Origin of the sequence: Bradyrhizobium sp. CER78 (assembly GCF_029846235.1) — a bacterium.
Classification (GTDB): Bacteria; Pseudomonadota; Alphaproteobacteria; order Rhizobiales; family Xanthobacteraceae; genus Bradyrhizobium.
Map to the genome: position 1 here is coordinate 30,629 of NZ_JARVWP010000024.1, position 17,214 is coordinate 47,842.

At 64.2% G+C, this 17,214-nt stretch carries 16 protein-coding genes; 8 read left to right on the forward strand and 8 right to left on the reverse strand.

What is annotated here, in order from left to right; genetic code table 11:
• Positions 1 to 135 precede the first annotated feature (135 nt).
• A complete protein-coding gene (locus tag QDT69_RS33655) occupies positions 136 to 1,713 on the forward strand; it encodes a 4-hydroxyphenylacetate 3-hydroxylase N-terminal domain-containing protein (protein ID WP_279710775.1) in 1,578 nt (525 codons plus the stop codon).
• Positions 1,714 to 1,822: 109 nt separating this feature from the next.
• A complete protein-coding gene (gene catC, locus QDT69_RS33660) occupies positions 1,823 to 2,113 on the forward strand; it encodes a muconolactone Delta-isomerase (RefSeq protein WP_279710776.1) in 291 nt (96 codons plus the stop codon).
• A gap of 2 nt (positions 2,114 to 2,115) precedes the next feature.
• Here catC and QDT69_RS33665 read toward each other — a convergent pair whose 3' ends face one another.
• From QDT69_RS33665 to QDT69_RS33680, 4 genes are all read right to left on the reverse strand, one after another.
• On the reverse strand, positions 2,116 to 2,706 hold the full coding sequence (locus QDT69_RS33665) for a TIGR02281 family clan AA aspartic protease (RefSeq protein WP_279710777.1): 591 nt from the start codon (positions 2,704 to 2,706) through the stop codon (positions 2,116 to 2,118).
• A gap of 25 nt (positions 2,707 to 2,731) precedes the next feature.
• Positions 2,732 to 2,935 carry a DUF1289 domain-containing protein gene (locus QDT69_RS33670; protein WP_279710778.1) on the reverse strand — a complete coding sequence of 68 codons (204 nt, stop codon included), beginning with the start codon at positions 2,933 to 2,935 and terminating at the stop codon, positions 2,732 to 2,734.
• Positions 2,936 to 3,089: 154 nt separating this feature from the next.
• The gene (locus tag QDT69_RS33675; RefSeq protein WP_279710779.1) at positions 3,090 to 4,694 is read right to left on the reverse strand and encodes an ATP-binding protein; all 1,605 of its coding nucleotides are present in this window, start codon (positions 4,692 to 4,694) and stop codon (positions 3,090 to 3,092) included.
• Between the two features lie 231 nt (positions 4,695 to 4,925).
• Complete coding sequence (locus tag QDT69_RS33680; RefSeq protein ID WP_279710840.1) at positions 4,926 to 5,828, reverse strand: NAD(P)-dependent oxidoreductase; 903 nt, start codon at positions 5,826 to 5,828, stop codon at positions 4,926 to 4,928.
• Between the two features lie 172 nt (positions 5,829 to 6,000).
• Between QDT69_RS33680 and QDT69_RS33685 the strand changes: the two genes are divergently transcribed.
• The 6 genes from QDT69_RS33685 to QDT69_RS33710 all read left to right on the forward strand — a co-directional run bounded on the left by QDT69_RS33685 (position 6,001) and on the right by QDT69_RS33710 (position 11,288).
• Positions 6,001 to 6,438, forward strand: coding sequence for a VOC family protein (locus QDT69_RS33685; protein ID WP_279710780.1), 438 nt, complete (start codon positions 6,001 to 6,003; stop codon positions 6,436 to 6,438).
• Positions 6,439 to 6,564: 126 nt separating this feature from the next.
• Positions 6,565 to 7,698, forward strand: coding sequence for an Mrp/NBP35 family ATP-binding protein (locus QDT69_RS33690; RefSeq protein ID WP_279710781.1), 1,134 nt, complete (start codon positions 6,565 to 6,567; stop codon positions 7,696 to 7,698).
• A gap of 194 nt (positions 7,699 to 7,892) precedes the next feature.
• Positions 7,893 to 8,126, forward strand: coding sequence for a hypothetical protein (locus tag QDT69_RS33695; protein ID WP_279710782.1), 234 nt, complete (start codon positions 7,893 to 7,895; stop codon positions 8,124 to 8,126).
• A gap of 310 nt (positions 8,127 to 8,436) precedes the next feature.
• On the forward strand, positions 8,437 to 9,525 hold the full coding sequence (locus tag QDT69_RS33700) for a TRAP transporter substrate-binding protein (protein ID WP_021082298.1): 1,089 nt from the start codon (positions 8,437 to 8,439) through the stop codon (positions 9,523 to 9,525).
• A 246-nt stretch (positions 9,526 to 9,771) separates the two neighbouring features.
• Positions 9,772 to 10,860 carry a TRAP transporter substrate-binding protein gene (locus QDT69_RS33705; protein ID WP_279710783.1) on the forward strand — a complete coding sequence of 363 codons (1,089 nt, stop codon included), beginning with the start codon at positions 9,772 to 9,774 and terminating at the stop codon, positions 10,858 to 10,860.
• A gap of 155 nt (positions 10,861 to 11,015) precedes the next feature.
• Positions 11,016 to 11,288 (forward strand): hypothetical protein, encoded by a 273-nt coding sequence (locus QDT69_RS33710; protein ID WP_279710784.1) that lies wholly within the window; start codon positions 11,016 to 11,018, stop codon positions 11,286 to 11,288.
• A 423-nt stretch (positions 11,289 to 11,711) separates the two neighbouring features.
• Here QDT69_RS33710 and QDT69_RS33715 read toward each other — a convergent pair whose 3' ends face one another.
• From QDT69_RS33715 to QDT69_RS33730, 4 genes are all read right to left on the reverse strand, one after another.
• Entirely contained in the window at positions 11,712 to 12,044 is a 333-nt protein-coding gene (locus QDT69_RS33715) for a hypothetical protein (RefSeq protein ID WP_279710785.1), read from the reverse strand.
• A 55-nt stretch (positions 12,045 to 12,099) separates the two neighbouring features.
• Entirely contained in the window at positions 12,100 to 12,297 is a 198-nt protein-coding gene (locus tag QDT69_RS33720; RefSeq protein ID WP_279710786.1) for a hypothetical protein, read from the reverse strand.
• Positions 12,298 to 12,336: 39 nt separating this feature from the next.
• Positions 12,337 to 13,839, reverse strand: coding sequence for an efflux transporter outer membrane subunit (locus tag QDT69_RS33725; protein ID WP_347952183.1), 1,503 nt, complete (start codon positions 13,837 to 13,839; stop codon positions 12,337 to 12,339).
• A 93-nt stretch (positions 13,840 to 13,932) separates the two neighbouring features.
• Positions 13,933 to 17,181, reverse strand: coding sequence for a CusA/CzcA family heavy metal efflux RND transporter (locus QDT69_RS33730; protein ID WP_279710787.1), 3,249 nt, complete (start codon positions 17,179 to 17,181; stop codon positions 13,933 to 13,935).
• Positions 17,182 to 17,214: the final 33 nt, after the last annotated feature.

Below are 17,214 nucleotides of genomic sequence, written 5' to 3' on the forward strand. Positions count from 1 at the left end.
TGTGATACCTTTCGCCGGCTCCTCCCGAGCGCGTAGCGTTTCCTCCGATGTCACGCCGACCAAGAGCGTGACGAGATGGTCCAGGCCAATGCGGCGACGTCCGCCGGTCGGGCGACACAAGCGGAGGAGAAACCCATGACTACAGCAGCAGCCCTGCGGGCCGATGCACCTGCGTCAACCACCAGCGTCTATACCGGCGCGGAATTCCTAGACAGCATCCAGGACGGCCGTGAAATCTACATCTACGGCGAGCGCGTCAAGAACGTCACCGAGCATCCCGCGTTTCGCAACTCGGCCCGGATGGTGGCGCGCTGGTACGACCGTTTCCACGAGAAGAAGGATCAGATCGGCGTTCTTACGGATACCGGCTCGGGACAGATCACCCATCCGTTCTTCCTCGGCTCGCGAACCGCCGAGGACCTGATCAAGGGCCGCGATGCAATCGCCGAACTGCAGAAGGTCGCGTTCGGCTGGATGGGCCGCTCTCCGGATTACAAGGCGGCGTTCCTTGGCACGCTGGGTGCGAATTCGGGCTTCTATGGCGAATATGCCGGCAATGCGAAGAAGTGGTACGCCCGGACCCAGGAGCGGCTCGACTTCTGGAATCACGCCATCGTCAATCCGCCGATCGATCGCGATCGCGCCATCGAGGAGGTTCGCGACGTTTTCATGCATGTCGAGAAGGAGACCGACGCCGGCCTGATCGTGTCAGGCGCGAAGGTGGTCGCGACCGGCTCGGCGCTGACGCACTATAATTTCATTGCGCATTACGGCATTCCGATCAAGGACAAGTCGTTCGCGCTGATCTTCACGGCGCCGATGGATGCCAAGGGCATCAAGCTGATCGCGCGCTCGTCCTACGAGTTCACTGCAGCCGCGACCGGCTCGCCGTTCGACTATCCGTTGTCGAGCCGCTTCGACGAGAACGATTCGATCCTCGTGTTCGACAAGGTGCTGGTGCCCTGGGAGAACGTCTTCATCTATGGCGACGTCGACAAGATCAATCAGTTCTTCCCGGCGTCGGGTTTCATCCCGCGCTTCACGCTGCACGGCGTGACGCGGCTTGCGGTGAAGCTCGACTTCATCGCCGGCCTGTTCTCGATGGCGGTGGAGGCGACCGGCTCGAAGGATTTCCGCGGCGTGCAGACCGCCGTCGGAGAGGTGATCGCCTGGCGCAATCTGTTCCACGGCATTGCCGATGCCATGGTGAAGTCGCCGATAGCTTGGCAGGGCACCGAGGGCTACAATCTGCCCAATCTGAACTACGGGCTGGCCTATCGCGTGTTCGCGCCGATGGCCTATCCGCGGATCAAGGAATTGATCGAGCGTCACGTCGCGAGCGGTTTGATCTATCTGCCGTCGAGCTCGGCAGACCTCGAGAGCGAGGCCATCCGGCCCTATCTCGATCGCTTCGTGCGCGGCTCCAACGGCTATGCCGCGATTGACCGGATCAAGCTGCTGAAGTTGCTGTGGGATGCGGTCGGCTCCGAGTTCGGTGGCCGGCACGAGCTCTACGAGCGCAACTATGCGGGCAATTACGAGAACCTGCGCGTCGAGACATTGATGGCCGCGAGCGCCACCGGCGACCTCGGCGCCATGCAGGATTTCGTGCGCAATTGCATGAGCGACTACGACGTCTCCGGTTGGACGGCGAAGGACCTCGTCAATCCTGATGACATCAACCTCGTCAGCCGCGGTCTGGTGCAAGGCTGACGACAAGGCTGACGATCTGCTAGACAGATCAATGGAGCCGCCGCGATCGCGCGGCGGCTCCTCGCCGTTTTGCAGTCTCGCCTCATCCTTGCAGAAAGAGTTCAACGCCATGCTGTTCCACGTCGAGATGGATGTACGGATTCCACATGACATCGCGGCCGAAAAGGTCGACGCGCTGAAGCAGGCGGAACGCGTACGCGCGATGGAGCTGCAGCGCACGGGCGCCTGGCGCCATCTATGGCGGGTGGCCGGACGCTACGCCAATGTCAGCATCTTCGACGTATCCGGCGCGCAGGAGTTGCACGACATCCTGTCCGGCCTGCCGCTGTTTCCCTTCATGGAGATAAGGGTCACCCCGTTGTGCCGGCATCCGTCGTCGATCCACGACGACGATAGATAGCGCTAGTCGACGACCGTGCGCGGGCGCCGGTGGCGGCTCGAGGTGCTGATGCTGCCGGTGACGTCGGGATAGCCGGTCAGCGACAGCGTATCGGAGCGGACGCCCCAGCTTTCCAGCCGGTCGAGGAAGCTCATGCCGAGCAAATTGGTCTTCATCTGCCCGCGCTGGACCACCAGCGCCGGGACCGATTTCTCGACCAGCTTGCCGACCGCGAGACGATCGAGCGTCAGCCGCGCCGCCTTGGTGTGACCGCCGGCGGTCTCCAGGTCGACATTGTATTCCAGCATGTCGGTCGGCAGCCCGATCGCCTTGGCGGTTTCCCAGGTCAGCACGACCGAGGTTGCCCCGGTGTCGATCACCATCGGCGCGCTGACGCCGTTGATCTTGGCGCGGAACGCGAACTCACCGCCCTGGCTGCGCGCGATCTGCACCGCGGGGGCGGAGGTGGTGCTGGAGGCCGAGGCGGCGACGGTGCGGCCGAAAATCTGGGTCAGATTCTCCCTGGCGCGCGCGATCTGATTGGGATCGCCATAGGCGACGACGGCGCAGGCGGTTGCCATCAGCAGCAGGATGACAAGGAGGATGCGGGTCACAATGCACCTCCGGTCGCGGCGGTGACTAGGCGCGCTTCGGGCGCGGCTCCAAGCGCTCGAGCCCAGCTTCGGCCATGCGCGCCGGCAAATTCGCCATGACAGATAGCCGCTCCGTGCGGTCCATCTTGTGCCAACGCGCGATCTCCGGAAGCGTGCGACCGCAGCCGAAGCAGAGCTTGGTCCTGGGGTCCATCATGCAGACTGCGATACACGGCGTTTCTGAGCTCATTCTTCAACTGTTGAACCGTTTCGGCTGCCAGCGCAAGCCGAGCGGCGCGGGATGCTGCATCACGCCCCGGCTTTTTGTCGCAAGCATGGTCCCGGCGCGAACGCCTTGCGTTTGTTGGCAGCGAAACCCGCGTCACGTTTGTCCGCGACATGCTCTACAATCCGGTGCCGGCACTCATGATCGACTTGCGGCGCACGCGTTTCCGGTCGGCGCCCATCGTGGGCTCGGCGGGCTCCGGCTGCATCGGCGGCGCTTCTTCCGCCATCGGCGCCAGCGCGCTCATCACCCGCTCCGGCGGCAGGGTCACGATCACCTCGGTACCGATGCGTAGCTTCGATTTCAGCGTGAAGGTGCCGCCATGCATGTCGATCAGGCTCTTCGCGATCGGCAGTCCAAGGCCCGCACCCTGTTCCGCCGACTTGATCGAGTTGGAGCCCTGGCCGAACGAGGCCAGCACCACCGGAATCTCGTCCTCGGCGATGCCGCTTCCGGTATCTTTCACGCTCAGATATTGCCCGCCCGACGCCGTCCAGCCGACCTTCAGCCAGATCTCGCCGCCCTGCGGCGTGAACTTGATCGAATTGGAGAGCAGATTGAGCACGACCTGGCGGATGGCGCGCTCGTCGCCCCAGATCCTCGGCATGCCGTGCTCGAACACTTCGTGGATGGTGATGCCGCGGCTGGAGGCGCGCAGCTTCAGCAAATGATGGCAGTCGGCGACGACATGCACCAGCGCCACGGCCTCTTCGTTCAGCTCGTAGCGGCCGGCCTCGATGCGCGACAAGTCCAGGATCTCGTTGATGAGATTGAGCAGGTGCACGCCGGAATTATGGATGTCGGCGGAATATTCCTTGTAGACCGGCACGGCGTGCGCGCCAAAGATCTCGCTCTTCATCACCTCGGAAAAGCCGAGGATGGCGTTGAGCGGCGTACGCAGCTCGTGGCTCATCTGGGCCAGGAAGCGCGACTTGGCGACGTTGGCGGACTCGGCACGGTGCCGCGCCTCGTCGGAGATCGCCTTGGCCTGTTCCAGTTCGCCGATCAGTGCGTCCTTTTCGGCGCGGGCTTCCAGCGTCGCCAGCGTGGTCGAATGCAGGCGGTGCGCCAGCAGCGCGAAATAGCCCTCGGCGGCAAGCGCGAGCAGCGCCAGCACGTAATTGTCGAACGCGCCGTTGAGCACGAGGTCGAGCGCGATCCCGACCGTCACCGGAACGGTCGCCGCGAGCGCTGCGATCGGCAGGCTCGCCGCCAGCATGCTGGAGACCGCGATCACCAGCAGCATCAAAAACATCATCAGCGTGTTGGAAGCGAGATCGCGCCCGGCAGGGTGGATCAGGATCGCAGTCCAGCACAGGCCGTAGAGCAGGTCGAGCAGCACGAAGCGGGTTCGCCACTTGCGGGTCACCGCGACCGAGGTCGGCTCGGCGAGGAAGCGGGAGCAGCTGCGGATGATCAGGAGATGGACACAGAGGATGCCGATCGTCCAGGCGCCGGCCACGATCGGCTTCATCCAGAGGCCGAACAGGACGCCGGTTGCCACCACGAGCAGCATCACGACGTAGGACGCCGAGATCCGGGTCTGGGCGTATTGGCGAAGCAGTTCGGCGTCGAACGCCGGGCGGGTTCCACTGGTTGACGTTAACCGATCCCGCGCCTCGCGCACCCGCTGCGCAGCGACACGCCGGCTGTTCACCGGCGCCGCTACCTGAGGTCCTGCCGGAAGCGCTACAACTTCAGGCTTTTCTGCGGGATTACTCATAAACAACACAAATCCTGCCAGCGAACCGCGCGGGCCTTTTGCATTGTCTATCTGTGACGCCAAATCATTAAGCGATGACTTAAGAAGCTAAAGAAACTCGTTAACCGGAGGTTAAATTAACTTTTGGCGGCGCGCCCGACGAACCGCCGGCAGTGTTGCGCAGGGGTGTTCGATCGCCTGCAAAAAGGGCGCGGCTGAGCCGCGCCCTTACCGTTCGCTCCGTACTAGATCTCAGCGCTGCAAACGGGCCAGCAGGCTCGACGTATCCCAGCGCTTGCCGCCCATCTTCTCGACCTCGGCATAGAACTGATCGACGAGGGCGGTCGCGGGCAAGGTGGCGCCGTTTAGGCGGGCTTCCGCCAGCGCGATCGAGAGGTCCTTGCGCATCCACTCGACGGCAAAGCCGAAATCGTACTTGCCTTCGTTCATGGTCTTGTAGCGGTTTTCCATCTGCCAGGACTGCGCTGCGCCCTTGGAGATGGTTTCGATCACGGCGGCGACGTCGAGGCCGCTCTTCTTGGCGAAGTGGATGCCCTCGGACAGACCTTGAACCAAGCCTGCGATGCAGATCTGGTTGACCATCTTGGTGAGCTGGCCGGCGCCTGCCGGCCCGAGCAACTTGCACATCCGCGCATAGGCGCCGGTGATGATCGGCTCCGCGCCCGCATAGGCGTCCTCGGCGCCGCCACACATCACCGTCAGCACGCGGTTCTCGGCGCCGGCCTGGCCGCCCGACACCGGCGCGTCGACGAACTTGAAGCCGGCCTTGGTGGCGGCGGCATCGAGCTCGCGGGCGACCTCGGCGGAGGCGGTGGTGTGATCGACGAAGGTCGCGCCCTTCCTGATCCCGGCAAAGGCGCCGTCGGGGCCGATCGTGACCGAGCGCAGGTCGTTGTCGTTGCCGACGCAGCACATCACGAAGTCCTGACCTTCGGCGGCGGCCTTCGGGGTCGGCGCGGTCTTGCCGCCGAACTTGTCGGCCCATTCCTTCGCCTTCGCCGCGGTCCGGTTGTAAACGGTGACCTCATGGCCGCCCTTTTTCACGAGGTGTCCCGCCATCGGGAAACCCATTACGCCGAGACCGAGGAAAGCGACTTTAGCCATGTCTGATACCTTGTGATTTGCCGTGGTGATCGCCCCTTGGGACCGCCGGAAAACGTCGCGGCGGGCAGGGCATTCCGTCCATGGAAGGAGCCGCACCATACCCCCTGCGCAGCGGAGGGCAACGGCTTCGTTGGATGGCAGACCCCGGTTTTGTGCTAGGATCGGGCTACCTAAGAAGCTCACAAAAAAGGGAGTGTATCGCATGGGCATGAGCGTCGGTGTGCTCGATCATTTCAATATCCGGACCCGGAATCTCTCCGCCACGGTGCGGTTCTATGAGGACATTCTGGGCCTGGAAAAGGGTGCGCGGCCGAACTTCGCGTTCCCCGGTGCGTGGATGTACAGCGAGGGCAAGGCGGTCGTGCATCTGGTCGATATTTCCGCGACCGACGAGGCACAAAAGCCGGACTCGGGCGTCGTCCACCACGTCGCCTTTGCCAGCCAGGGCTTCGACGGGATGCGGAAGCGGCTGCAATCCAAGGGCATGGAATTCGACTCGCGCCAGGTTCCCGGCGGCGATCTCTGGCAGATCTTCGTGAACGACCCCAACGGGGTCATGATCGAGCTGAACTACGAGGCCGCCAAGGAAGGCGGCTCGGCAGCCCCGGCCGAGCGGCGGGACGACGTCGGAGCGAGGTAGCCTTTTGCGCTGCAACGCTCTATGGGAGGTCTCCTGGGCGTGATCCGGAAATGAGGTTTTCCGGCGCGACAAACGCGACGCGTTTGCGCGGAGATCACGCCCCGCTAAAAAGCCAGGAGATGCGCGGTGAGCGTGACGCAGCAACAGGTTCTCGATTGCCTTGCCAAGGTGATGTCGCCGCGCGGCGTCCCCTTGACCAACGCCAATGTGCTGTCGGCGATCGCGGTCACCGACGGCAAGGTGTTCTTCTCGATCAACGTCGATGCCGCGGAAGCCCGCGCGTGGGAGAGCGTGCGTGCGCAGGCCGAGAACGCCGTGCGCGCCATTCCCGGCGTCAGCGTCGCGATGATCGCGCTGACCGCGGAGCGCAAGGCGGGCAGCGCGGCGGCGCCCGCGCCGCGGCCGGCAGGCGGCGTCCAGCCGGCGTCCGCGCACCGTCATCCGCATCCGCCCGGTGCGCAATCGCCGATGGCGCGCCAGGCCGAGATCCCCGGCATCGCCGCCGTCATCGCGGTTGCCTCCGGCAAGGGCGGGGTCGGCAAGTCGACCACGGCGCTCAACCTCGCGCTCGGCCTCCGTGACCTCGGCCTACGCGTCGGGTTGCTTGACGCCGATATCTACGGCCCGTCGGTGCCGCGGCTGACCGGCATCCGCGAGAAGCCGCAGCTCAACGACGACAAGAAGATGGTCCCGCTGGTGCGCTTCGGCCTGTCGATCATGTCGATCGGTTTCCTGGTCGAAGAGGACACCGCGATGATCTGGCGCGGGCCGATGGTGATGTCCGCGATCACCCAGATGCTGCGCGACGTGGCCTGGGGTACGCTCGACGTGCTGGTCGTCGACATGCCGCCGGGCACCGGCGACGCGCAGCTTACGCTGGCGCAGAACGTCCCGCTCAAGGGCGCCGTCATCATCTCGACGCCGCAGGACCTTTCGCTGATCGACGCGCGGCGCGGGCTTGCGATGTTCAAGAAGGTCAATGTGCCGGTGCTCGGCATCGTCGAGAACATGAGCTATTTCCAGTGCCCGCATTGCGGCACGCGCTCGGACATCTTTGGCCATGGCGGCGCCCGCCACGAGGCCGAGAAGCTCGGGGTGCCGTTCCTCGGCGAGGTCCCCCTGCACATCGCGATCCGCACCGCCTCTGACTCCGGCAATCCGGTGGTCGAGAGTGAGCCGGACGGCCCGCACGCGGCGATTTACCGCGCGATCGGCAGCAAGGTTCGCGAGCAGCTGCAGGGCGTGATCGCCGCCGCCTGAGCCCGCGCGGTTGTCTCTGTGAGCCGAGGCGCCCGGGCGGGCCTTCTTCACAGGCCGGTCGCTCGCGGGCGATTGCTGAATCGGTTCCGCCCTGTATGTTTGTGCGGGACCGGCCGAATCATGCCCTTCGATCAATGAAGGCGGCCAAGGGATGAAGCCGAAACCGCGGGAAGGGTCGTGGGGCGACCATCGACATGGCAGCATCACGCGAAGCAGACAAAGAACGCAAACATCTGACGCGGGAGAAGCGCGAAGAGGCCTCCCGGGTGGCGTTCAACGTTGCGAAGAAGTCCGAGTCCATCGGCGAAGCTGCGGCGACGATCTCGAAGATGTATGGCGTCAGCAAAACAACCGCGCAAAGCTGGATCCGGCGCGGGAAGCATTTGGCCGATAAAGCCAAGAAATCGCGGGAGGCGGCGCGGCGCTGATTGCCCCGGTAATCCGGTGGTTGAAAAGCAGCCGGACGGCCCGTGCGCGGCGATTTACCGCGCGATCGGCGGCAAGGTCCGCGCGCCGCCTCAAGGCGACGTCGCCACCGCCTGGCCCCTATTTTTCGGCAGATTTTCCGCATCATCAGACTTTCGTTTAATTGGCGCGGTCATGCCATTGTCGCGTTTCCGTGGGGCCGCCTTCCGTGTTAAAGGGCCGACCCAGAGCGCCTCGGCGGGCCTTTGCAACCGTCCTGCCGGAGAATTGCTTGCGGTCACTGGGAAACGCCCCTCAAGGAGAAGCCTTACGATGAAGCGTCGTGATTTTTTGAAAGTTTCTGCGGCCGGTGCTGCCGCGACGGCGGTTGCCGCGCCGGCGATCGCGCAGTCCTCGCCTGAAATCAAGTGGCGCCTGACCTCGAGCTTTCCGAAGTCGCTGGACACCATCTATGGCGGCGCCGACCAGGTGGCGAAGTACGTCGCCGAAATGACCGACAACAAGTTCCAGATCCAGGTGTTCGCGGCCGGTGAAATCGTCCCCGGCCTGCAGGCGCTGGACGCGACGTCGAACGGCACGGTCGAGATGTGCCACACCGTGTCTTACTACTATGTCGGCAAGGACCCGACCTTTGCGATCTACGCGTCGGTGCCGTTCGGCCTCAACGCCCGCATGCAGAATTCCTGGTGGTACCAGGGCGGCGGTGAGGCGCTCGGCAACGAGTTCTTCAAGAAGTTCGGCGTGATCGGATTCCCCTGCGGCAACACCGGCACCCAGATGGGCGGCTGGTTCCGCAAGGAGATCAAGACCGTCGCCGATCTCTCCGGCCTCAAATTCCGCATCGGCGGCATTGCCGGCCAGGTGCTGCAGAAGGTCGGCGTGGTGCCGCAGCAGCTCGCCGGCGGCGACATCTATCCGGCGCTGGAAAAGGGCACCATCGACGCCGCCGAGTGGGTCGGTCCCTATGACGACGAGAAGCTCGGCTTCCAGAAGGTCGCCAAGTACTACTACTACCCGGGCTTCTGGGAAGGCGGCCCGACCGTGCACGCCTATTGCAACCTCGAGAAGTGGAACGCGCTGCCGAAGAACTACCAGGCGATCCTGACCAACGCGACCGCCAACGCCAACAGCTGGATGGCTGCGCGCTACGACATGCAGAACCCCTCGGCGCTGAAGCGGCTGGTTGCCAGCGGTACGCAGCTGCGTCCGTTCACCAACGAGGTGCTCGAGGCCTGCCTCAAGGCGACCAACGAGCTGTGGGGTGAAATCTCGGCCAAGAACGCCGACTTCAAGAAGTCGATCGATGCCATGCAGGCGTACCGATCCGACCAGTATCTGTGGTGGCAGGTCGCCGAGTACACCTTTGACAGCTTCATGATCCGCTCCCGCACCCGCGGCTAAGAGCGCTTCGAGCGTTCGCGAGACGAGAACGCGCCAAAAGGCTTCGACTTAAGTAGCCCGGCCCCCGCAAGGGGACCGGGTTTTTTGCGTCTGGCATTCGCCGGGGGGATGTTCCATGCTCGCCGCCGAAGCCTCGGCACGAAGGCGGCGCGTGATCGGTCACCGGTCATGACGGCAAAGAAAAGCAGCGCGACGATCGCAAGCAGTCGACGCTCGGACAACACAATCATACAGGGTGGGATTCAAATGAAGCGAAGAGATTTCATCAAGGTCACGGGCCTCGGCGTCGCGGGTGCGGCAGCGGTCGCAGCTCCCGCGATCGCGCAGTCGATGCCGGAGCTCAAGTGGCGCCTGACCACGAGCTGGCCGAAGTCGCTCGACACGCTGCACGGCGGCGCCGAGCTGATGGCGAAGGCGGTCGGCGAGGCCACCGACAACAAGTTCCAGATCCAGACCTTTGCCGCCGGCGAGATCGTGCCGGGCCTGCAGGTGCTTGACGCCGTGCAGAACGGCACGGTCGAGATGGGCCACACCGCGCCATATTACTATTTCGGCAAGGACCCGACCTTCACCTTCGGCTCCTCGGTGCCGTTCGGGCCGAACATGCGCCTCAACCAGGCTTGGTTCATGCTGGGCGGCGGCAAGGAGCTGCTCAACGAGTTCTACAAGAGCTACAACGTCACCTCGCTGCTTGCCGGCAACACCGGTTGCCAGATGGGTGGTTGGTTCCGCAAGGAGATCAACAGCGTCGACGATCTCAAGGGCCTCAAATTCCGCATCGGCGGCTTTGCCGGAAGGGTGATGCAAAAACTCGGCGCGGTGCCGCAGCAACTCGCCGGCGGCGACATCTATCCGGCGCTGGAAAAAGGCACCATCGATGCGGCGGAGTGGGTCGGTCCCTACGACGACGAGAAGCTCGGCTTCTACAAGGTCGCGCCGAACTATTACTTCCCCGGCTGGTGGGAAGGCGGCCCGATGCTGGTGGCAATGATCAACCTCGACAAATGGAACGCGCTGCCGAAATACTACCAGCACGTACTCGAACAGGCCGGCCATCTCGCCAACAACTGGATGATGGCGCGCTACGACCAGGCCAACCCGCTCGCACTGAAGAAGCTGCTCGCGGTCGGCACCAAGCTGCGCCCGTTCCCTTCTGCGGTGATGGAGGCCTCCTTCAAGGCCGCCAAGGAGCTGCATGCCGAGGTCGCGGCGGGCAATGCCAATTTCAAGAAGGTCTATGACTCGCTGACGTCGTTCTCCAACAACGGCTATCAGTGGTTCCAGGTCGCCGAAGTCGGATATGACAGTTTCATGGCGCGGCATTCTCAGGCCTGACGCCACGCACGTTCAGTTCAAGCAGAAACCCCGGGCAGAGCCCCGGGGTTTTGTTGAAAGTTGGCGAGAGCAGGCTGAATGCTTTTTGGCCAGATGAATGCTTTTTTTGCCAGATTCGTGCTAGCGTTGCGCAGGAGCATGAATCAGGGCGCCATATGCGTTTCCTCGGTCTTTTCCTTCGGACGCTGTTTCTGATCGTTGTGGTGGTCGTCACTGCACGCGTCGCCAGCCCGCAAAACGAAACCATCTGGTCAGCCTACGACACGCCGGCCGATTTCTTTCGCACCCTCCTGGGCGCCGCGGTCTGCCTGTTCGTCGCCGCTCAGATATTCACGTATTCCAGAGATCCGGCTGATATGCGCAGGTGGGTCGTCATCGGGGGGGCCGCGCTTCCGCTGGCGCTGCTCTGCGCAGCCGTCATCTGGTAGGCGCCTTCGCGGGTTGTCTCGGGCACTGACGGCCGAGACCGGCGCGGCCGTCAGTAACCGAGCCCGTCAACCGAGCTGCACCTCAAGCGGTAGGTGTCGCCCCGTCTGGGGGACGATTTCCGCAACGGAATATTGTCCAGCCGCGTTCTTACAAATCGTGGCCCGTTCGGTGGGGTGACCTCGAAGGTCACCTTCACAAGCCAGTATCCGATCGGCGCGTAGGGCAGCTCTTCAGCATGCAGAACCCTGACCGCGCAATCGTTCGGGCTGGCGGGAGAGGCCTCGGCGTTCGACGGGGCGCCCAGCCATAGCGCTGCGGTCAACGACACGACGCCCAAGGCAGCGCGTTTCATGGCGTGTGTCCTTCACAAGGCGTTGGCCTGACACGGTGCCGGGCGGTTGCCATTGGCGCGATCCCGCCGATCAAAACGGAAACGGGAACGCGCGCACGGGGACGCGGCTCTCGAAGCCCAATCCGATGGCCGGTCCGGTGCGGTAATGGCCGTTATAGTGCCCGCCGCTCGGGCAGTAGTTCGGATCCTGGCGCGCCTGATCGTCGATCGTCCGGCGCGTGCTCCGCTGCTGATAGCGCGTGCGCCAGCAGCGGCAGTCCTGGTCGCAAGCAAGCCGCACCCGGACGGCGCCTGCGGGGTGTTGCGACGACAGCCTCGTGACGTGCAAGGGCGCCGCGCAGGCGTCCGATGCCATCACGGCGACAGCCGCGGCGATGAGAAACAACAGCGTTGCGCTTTTCATATTCGAGCCGATCAGCGTGAATCCCGGGAGCCAACTCAATTGCGGAAGCGTGCCGCTATTTCTTCGGTTTTGGCGGCGATGGTGGGGGCGGCGTTGGTGCGCTCGCCTTCGGAGCCGGGACCACCGGGTTCTGCTGGACGGTCGGCCCGCCGAGATTGCTTGGCTTTTTCGGGCCGCCGACCGCGCTCTGTGCGGCCGCGGATCCTGCCCAGATCGCGAGCAGGATTGCCGCCAAAGTGAACATGTTTTTCATCGCCGGATCCTCCAGTTCGTGTCTCGTGTGCCGCGTTGGTCAGCGGGCGGGAGGCCTGTTTTCGCTGACCTGCTGCGGGGTGGGCGCGGGGACGTCCTCCAGGGCGCATTTGCGCCAGTCGTCGGATGCGCAGTTGGTCGGCCAACCGCCGCCGAGCGCCATGAACAGGGCGGCGCTGTCCGAGAGGCGCGTCGCCTGGGCCTGGACGCGGACCACCGCGGCGGTCAGATAGACTTGCTGGGCATTGAGCACGACCACCTGGTTGACCTGCCCGAGGGCAAGCTGCTTCTGAATGATATCGAGACTGGCCTTGGCGGCGAGTTCGGCCTTGACCGCAGCCTGCAAGGCGCGCGCGTCGGCCTGCAGGCTCCGCAGGGCGTCGGCGACGTTCTGCATCGCCGTGACCACGGCCTGCCGATACAGCGCGTCGGCCTGGTCCACCGCGGCCTCCGCGGCCTTCTGCTTGTGGTAGAGCGTCAGGCCATCGAAGATCGGCTGGGTCGCGCTCGCCGCGATGGCGTAGAAGCTGGTTCCCGGCGTGAACAATTCGGCCAGGGTGAAGGCGGTGGATCCGGCATTCCCTGATATCGTGATGTTGGGCAGTCGCGCCGCGATCGCCACGCCGATCTGGGCGTTCGTCGAATGCAGCAGCGCCTCCGCGGCCCTGACGTCCGGACGCTGGCGTATCATCTTGCTCGGCAGGCTCACCGGCAGGTTTGCGGGGAGCGTCAGACGGTCGAGCGTAAACTTTTGCAGGATCTCGTCAGCCGAGAATTGCCCGGCCAGCGAGGTCAGCAGATCGCGCTGAACCGTGAGCTGCTTTTCCAGCGGCGGGAGCAACTGCTCGGACTGGGCCAGCGCGGCCTCCTGCGCCAGCACGTCGACCTGGGCGGCGCTGCCGGCCTTGAACTGGTTCTTCACGATCTCCAGGATGCCGCGTTCGATCTTCACGACGCGCTGGATCGCGCCGATCTGGCCCCGAAGTGACGCTTCCTGGATTGCCGCGGTGACGACGTTGGCCGTCAGCGTCAGGTAGGCCGCTTCCAGCTGGAACAATTGTTGCTCGGAGATCGCGTCGAGACTCTCGACCGCGCGAACATTCTGGCCCCAGATGTCAGGCACGAAACTGACGTTCAATTGCGCGGTATGCAGCGAGAATACCGAAGGGGACTGGCCGCCCGGCCCAGAGCTCGATGCGCCGGAAATCTGCTGTTGGGAGGGCGTGTAGTTTGCGCCGATCTGCGGGAAGAATAGCCCGCGCTGGGCCAGTGCGTTGTATTGCGCGATCCTGATCGACGCTTCGGCCGCCTGCAGGGAGGGGTTGTGCGCGACCGACATTTTGATCAACTCGTCGAGCGGCTTCGACCGGAACGCCGTCCACCATCGCAGCGACACGTCCTCGCCGCTGACGAAATGCTGCTTCGGCACGCTGGGGCCCCCGGCGTTGGTGCTGGGGGAAGCTAGCTTCTCCGCTGTGTAGCGATCGACGTCAGGAGCCGTCGGCGGGACGAAATTCGGACCGACCGCGCAGCTCGCAAGCATGAGGGCTCCGGCCGCTACCGCCAGCGCGCGCATGGGGACGGCGGCTGCGTGGCGAGACATTCTTGCGCTGAGGGCGTGCATGACTGGGCGCCTCTAATGCGCTGCTTCGGGCGGCGCCGCGGCAGCCGTCTCGTCGGGCGAAGCGACACGCTCGCGCGACAGGAATATCTTGCGCAACGCCGGTGCGACGATCAAGAGCAACAGCGGACCGATGAACATGCCGCCGACTACGACCGTCGCAAGCGGCCGTTGCACCTGGCTACCGATACCATGCGACAGCGCGGCCGGGAACAGGCCGACGCCCGCGGACAGCGCGGTCATCAGCATCGGCCGCATGCGTTGCTCGGCGCCGTTGAACACCGCCTCTGCGATGCTCATGCCGGAGGCCCGCAACTCGCGGTAATATGTGATGTTGAGGATGCCGTCCATGACCGCGACGCCGAACAGCGAGATGAAGCCGATCGCGGCCGAGATCGAGAAATCGAGCCCGGCGAGGAACAGCGCGATCAGGCCGCCGCCGACCGCGAAGGGAATTCCGGCCAGCGACAGCAGGCTGTCGCGCAGCGAGTTGAACAGGCTGTAGAGCAGCACGAAGATCAGCAGCAGCGTCACGGGCACGACGATCAACAGGCGCGCCTTGGCGGCCTGGAGATTGTCGAACTCGCCGGACCAGATCATCCGGTAACCGGTCGGAAGCTGCACGGCCTCGGCAACGCGCGTCTGCGCCTCCGCCACCGTGCTGCCGAGATCGCGGCCGCGTACGCTGAACTTGATCGGGATATAGCGCTGGCTGCGCTCGCGATAGATGAACGAGGCGCCGGTATCGAGCGAGATGTCGGCGAGCTCGCTCAGCGGGATGTAGGCGTTGGTACCGGATGGCGTCTGGTAGGCGACCTTGATCTCGCGCACCTCGTCGATGCTCTGGCGGAACTTGGGATCGAGCCGCACCACCACGCCGAACTGCCGGTCGCCCTCGAGCACCGTCGTGGCGCTGGAGCCGCCGAGTGCGGCCTGGACCACGGTGGTGACGTCGCCGGTATTGAGACCGTAGCGCGCGGTCTTCTCCCTGTTGACCTTGATGTTGAGGTTGGGCTGCCCGACCAGATGGAAGATGCCGAGGTCGGTAACGCCGCGGATCTTGGCCATCTCCTGCGCGACCTTGCCCGCGAGCTGTTCAAGCACGGCAAGGTTCGGACCGATGACCTTGACCGAGTTCGCGCCCTTGACCCCCGACAGCGCCTCCTCGACGTTGTCCTGGATGTATTGCGAGAAATTGAAGGTGACCCCCGGCAATTCCTCGTCGAACTCCTTCTGCAGCTCCTCGGTGAGCTTCTCCTTGGTCAGGCCGGGCGGCCATTGGTCGAACGGCTTGATCGGCGCGAACAGCTCGACGTTGGAGAAAGCGGACGCGTCGCTGCCATTGTCGGGACGGCCGTGCTGCGACACCACGGTGACGACCTCGGGGTGGCGCAGCAGGATCTCGCGCATCTTGCGCGTCGGCTCGGTGCCGGCATTGAGCGACATGGTCGGCGGCATCGACGCGCGGATCCAGAAATTGCCTTCCTCGAGCGCGGGCAGGAATTCGCTGCCGAGCCGGCTCGCGGCAAGACCGCTGAGCCCGAGGAAGACGATGCCTGCCGCGACCGCGACCCTCAGATGCGACAGCGACCAGCGCAGCACTGGCGTGTAGGCCTTGCGCAGCGAGCGCACGATGACGGTTTCGGTCTCCTCGATATGCTTCGGCAGCAGCAGCGAGGCGAGCACCGGTGTCACCGTGAAGGTTGCCAGCAGCGCGCCTGCGAGCGCGTAGCCGTAGGTTCGCGCCATCGGTCCGAAGATCTGGCCTTCGACGCCCTGCATGGTGAACAGCGGCACGAACGCGGTGACCGTGATGGCCGCGGTGAAGAACACCGCCTTGTCGACCTGCAATGCGCTGACGAAGATCATCCGCAGCCGTTCGGTCCAGCCCGGCGCGGGCTGGCCGCTCGGCGACGTGGTCGGATCGGCGCCCCAATAGCCCTGCGCAAGGTGTTGCAGCACGCGGAGCCGGTTCTCGGGCGCGGACTGGAAGTTGCGGAAGATGTTCTCCATCATGATGACGGCGGAATCGACGATGATGCCGAAATCGACCGCACCGAGCGACAGCAGGTTGGCGTCCTCGCCCTGCAGCACCAGAATGATGATGGCGAAGAACAGCGCGAACGGGATGTTGGCGCTGACGATCAGCGCGCTGCGCAGGTCGCCGAGGAATATCCACTGGATCACGAACACCAGAAGGCAGCCGAATACCAGGTTGTGCAGCACCGTATGCGTCGTGACGCTGACCAGCGAGGTGCGATCGTAGTAGGGCGCGATCTTGACGCCGGGAGGCAGGGTGCCGTCGCTGTTGATCTTGGCGACTTCCTCCTCGACCTTGGGGACGATGTCGTTGGTATGCTGCGTGCGTCCCATGACGACGATCGCCGCCGCGACGTCGTCGTCCTTGTCCTTTCCTGCGATGCCGAGCCGCGGCACAAAGCCGACCGAGACCTTGGCGACGTCCTTGATCTGGATCGGCAACCCGTTCGACTGGGTCAGCACGACATTCTCGATGTCCCGGACCCTGTAGCCTTTGGTGACGTCGTCTTCGCCGCCGGAATTGATCAGCCCGATGCCGCGGATGTTGACGGATTGCTGGCCGATCGCGATTTCGCGGCCACCGACGTTGATGTTCGCGTTGCCGAGCGCGCTGATCAGCTGCGGCACGGTGATGTTATAGGCCTCGAGCTTCTCGAGGTCGGCGTCGACGTTGAACTGCTTGGTCGTGCCGCCCCATGAGTTGATCTGCACCACGCCCGGTATCGTCATCAGCCGGCGGGCGACGACATAGTCCTGCAATGTCCTGAGGTTGGTCAGCCCAAAGTTCGGCGGGCCGACGAGCTGGTAGCGAAAAATCTCGCCGACGAGGCTCGATTGCTGGATTTGCGGGATCTGATTGCCGGGAAGCTGGACGTTCTGCGTGAGGTTGTTGGTGGCCTGCGAGAGCGCGAAATAGTAGTCGACGCCGTATTTGAAGGTGACCCGCACGAACGACAGGCCGTAGAACGAGGTCGAGCGGATGTTGATGACGCCCGGCGTCGAGTACAGCCCGACCTCCATCGGGATCGTATAATACTTCTCCATCTCCTCGGCGGAGAGGCCGGCCGCCTGCGCCGTGATCTCGAGGATCACCGGCGCCGGATTGGGATAGGCCTCGATGTTCAGCTTGTAGAATGCGGCAATGCCGGCGGCGCAAAACACCGCAAGGCCGAGCACAATGACGGCGCTTCGTGTCAGGCCAAACTGGAGGATGCTCTTGATCAATGGACTACTGCACTTGGTGTTGAACGGCGGAAG

Coding starts and splice junctions, on each gene's coding strand:
- QDT69_RS33655 (WP_279710775.1), top strand. CDS start 136: ATGACTACAGCAGCAGCCCTGCGGGCCGATGCACCTGCGTCAACCACC.
- catC (WP_279710776.1), top strand. CDS start 1,823: ATGCTGTTCCACGTCGAGATGGATGTACGGATTCCACATGACATCGCG.
- QDT69_RS33670 (WP_279710778.1), bottom strand. CDS start 2,935: ATGAGCTCAGAAACGCCGTGTATCGCAGTCTGCATGATGGACCCCAGG.
- QDT69_RS33675 (WP_279710779.1), bottom strand. CDS start 4,694: ATGAGTAATCCCGCAGAAAAGCCTGAAGTTGTAGCGCTTCCGGCAGGA.
- QDT69_RS33685 (WP_279710780.1), top strand. CDS start 6,001: ATGGGCATGAGCGTCGGTGTGCTCGATCATTTCAATATCCGGACCCGG.
- QDT69_RS33695 (WP_279710782.1), top strand. CDS start 7,893: ATGGCAGCATCACGCGAAGCAGACAAAGAACGCAAACATCTGACGCGG.
- QDT69_RS33700 (WP_021082298.1), top strand. CDS start 8,437: ATGAAGCGTCGTGATTTTTTGAAAGTTTCTGCGGCCGGTGCTGCCGCG.
- QDT69_RS33705 (WP_279710783.1), top strand. CDS start 9,772: ATGAAGCGAAGAGATTTCATCAAGGTCACGGGCCTCGGCGTCGCGGGT.
- QDT69_RS33710 (WP_279710784.1), top strand. CDS start 11,016: ATGCGTTTCCTCGGTCTTTTCCTTCGGACGCTGTTTCTGATCGTTGTG.
- QDT69_RS33715 (WP_279710785.1), bottom strand. CDS start 12,044: ATGAAAAGCGCAACGCTGTTGTTTCTCATCGCCGCGGCTGTCGCCGTG.
- QDT69_RS33720 (WP_279710786.1), bottom strand. CDS start 12,297: ATGAAAAACATGTTCACTTTGGCGGCAATCCTGCTCGCGATCTGGGCA.
- QDT69_RS33725 (WP_347952183.1), bottom strand. CDS start 13,839: ATGCTTGCGAGCTGCGCGGTCGGTCCGAATTTCGTCCCGCCGACGGCT.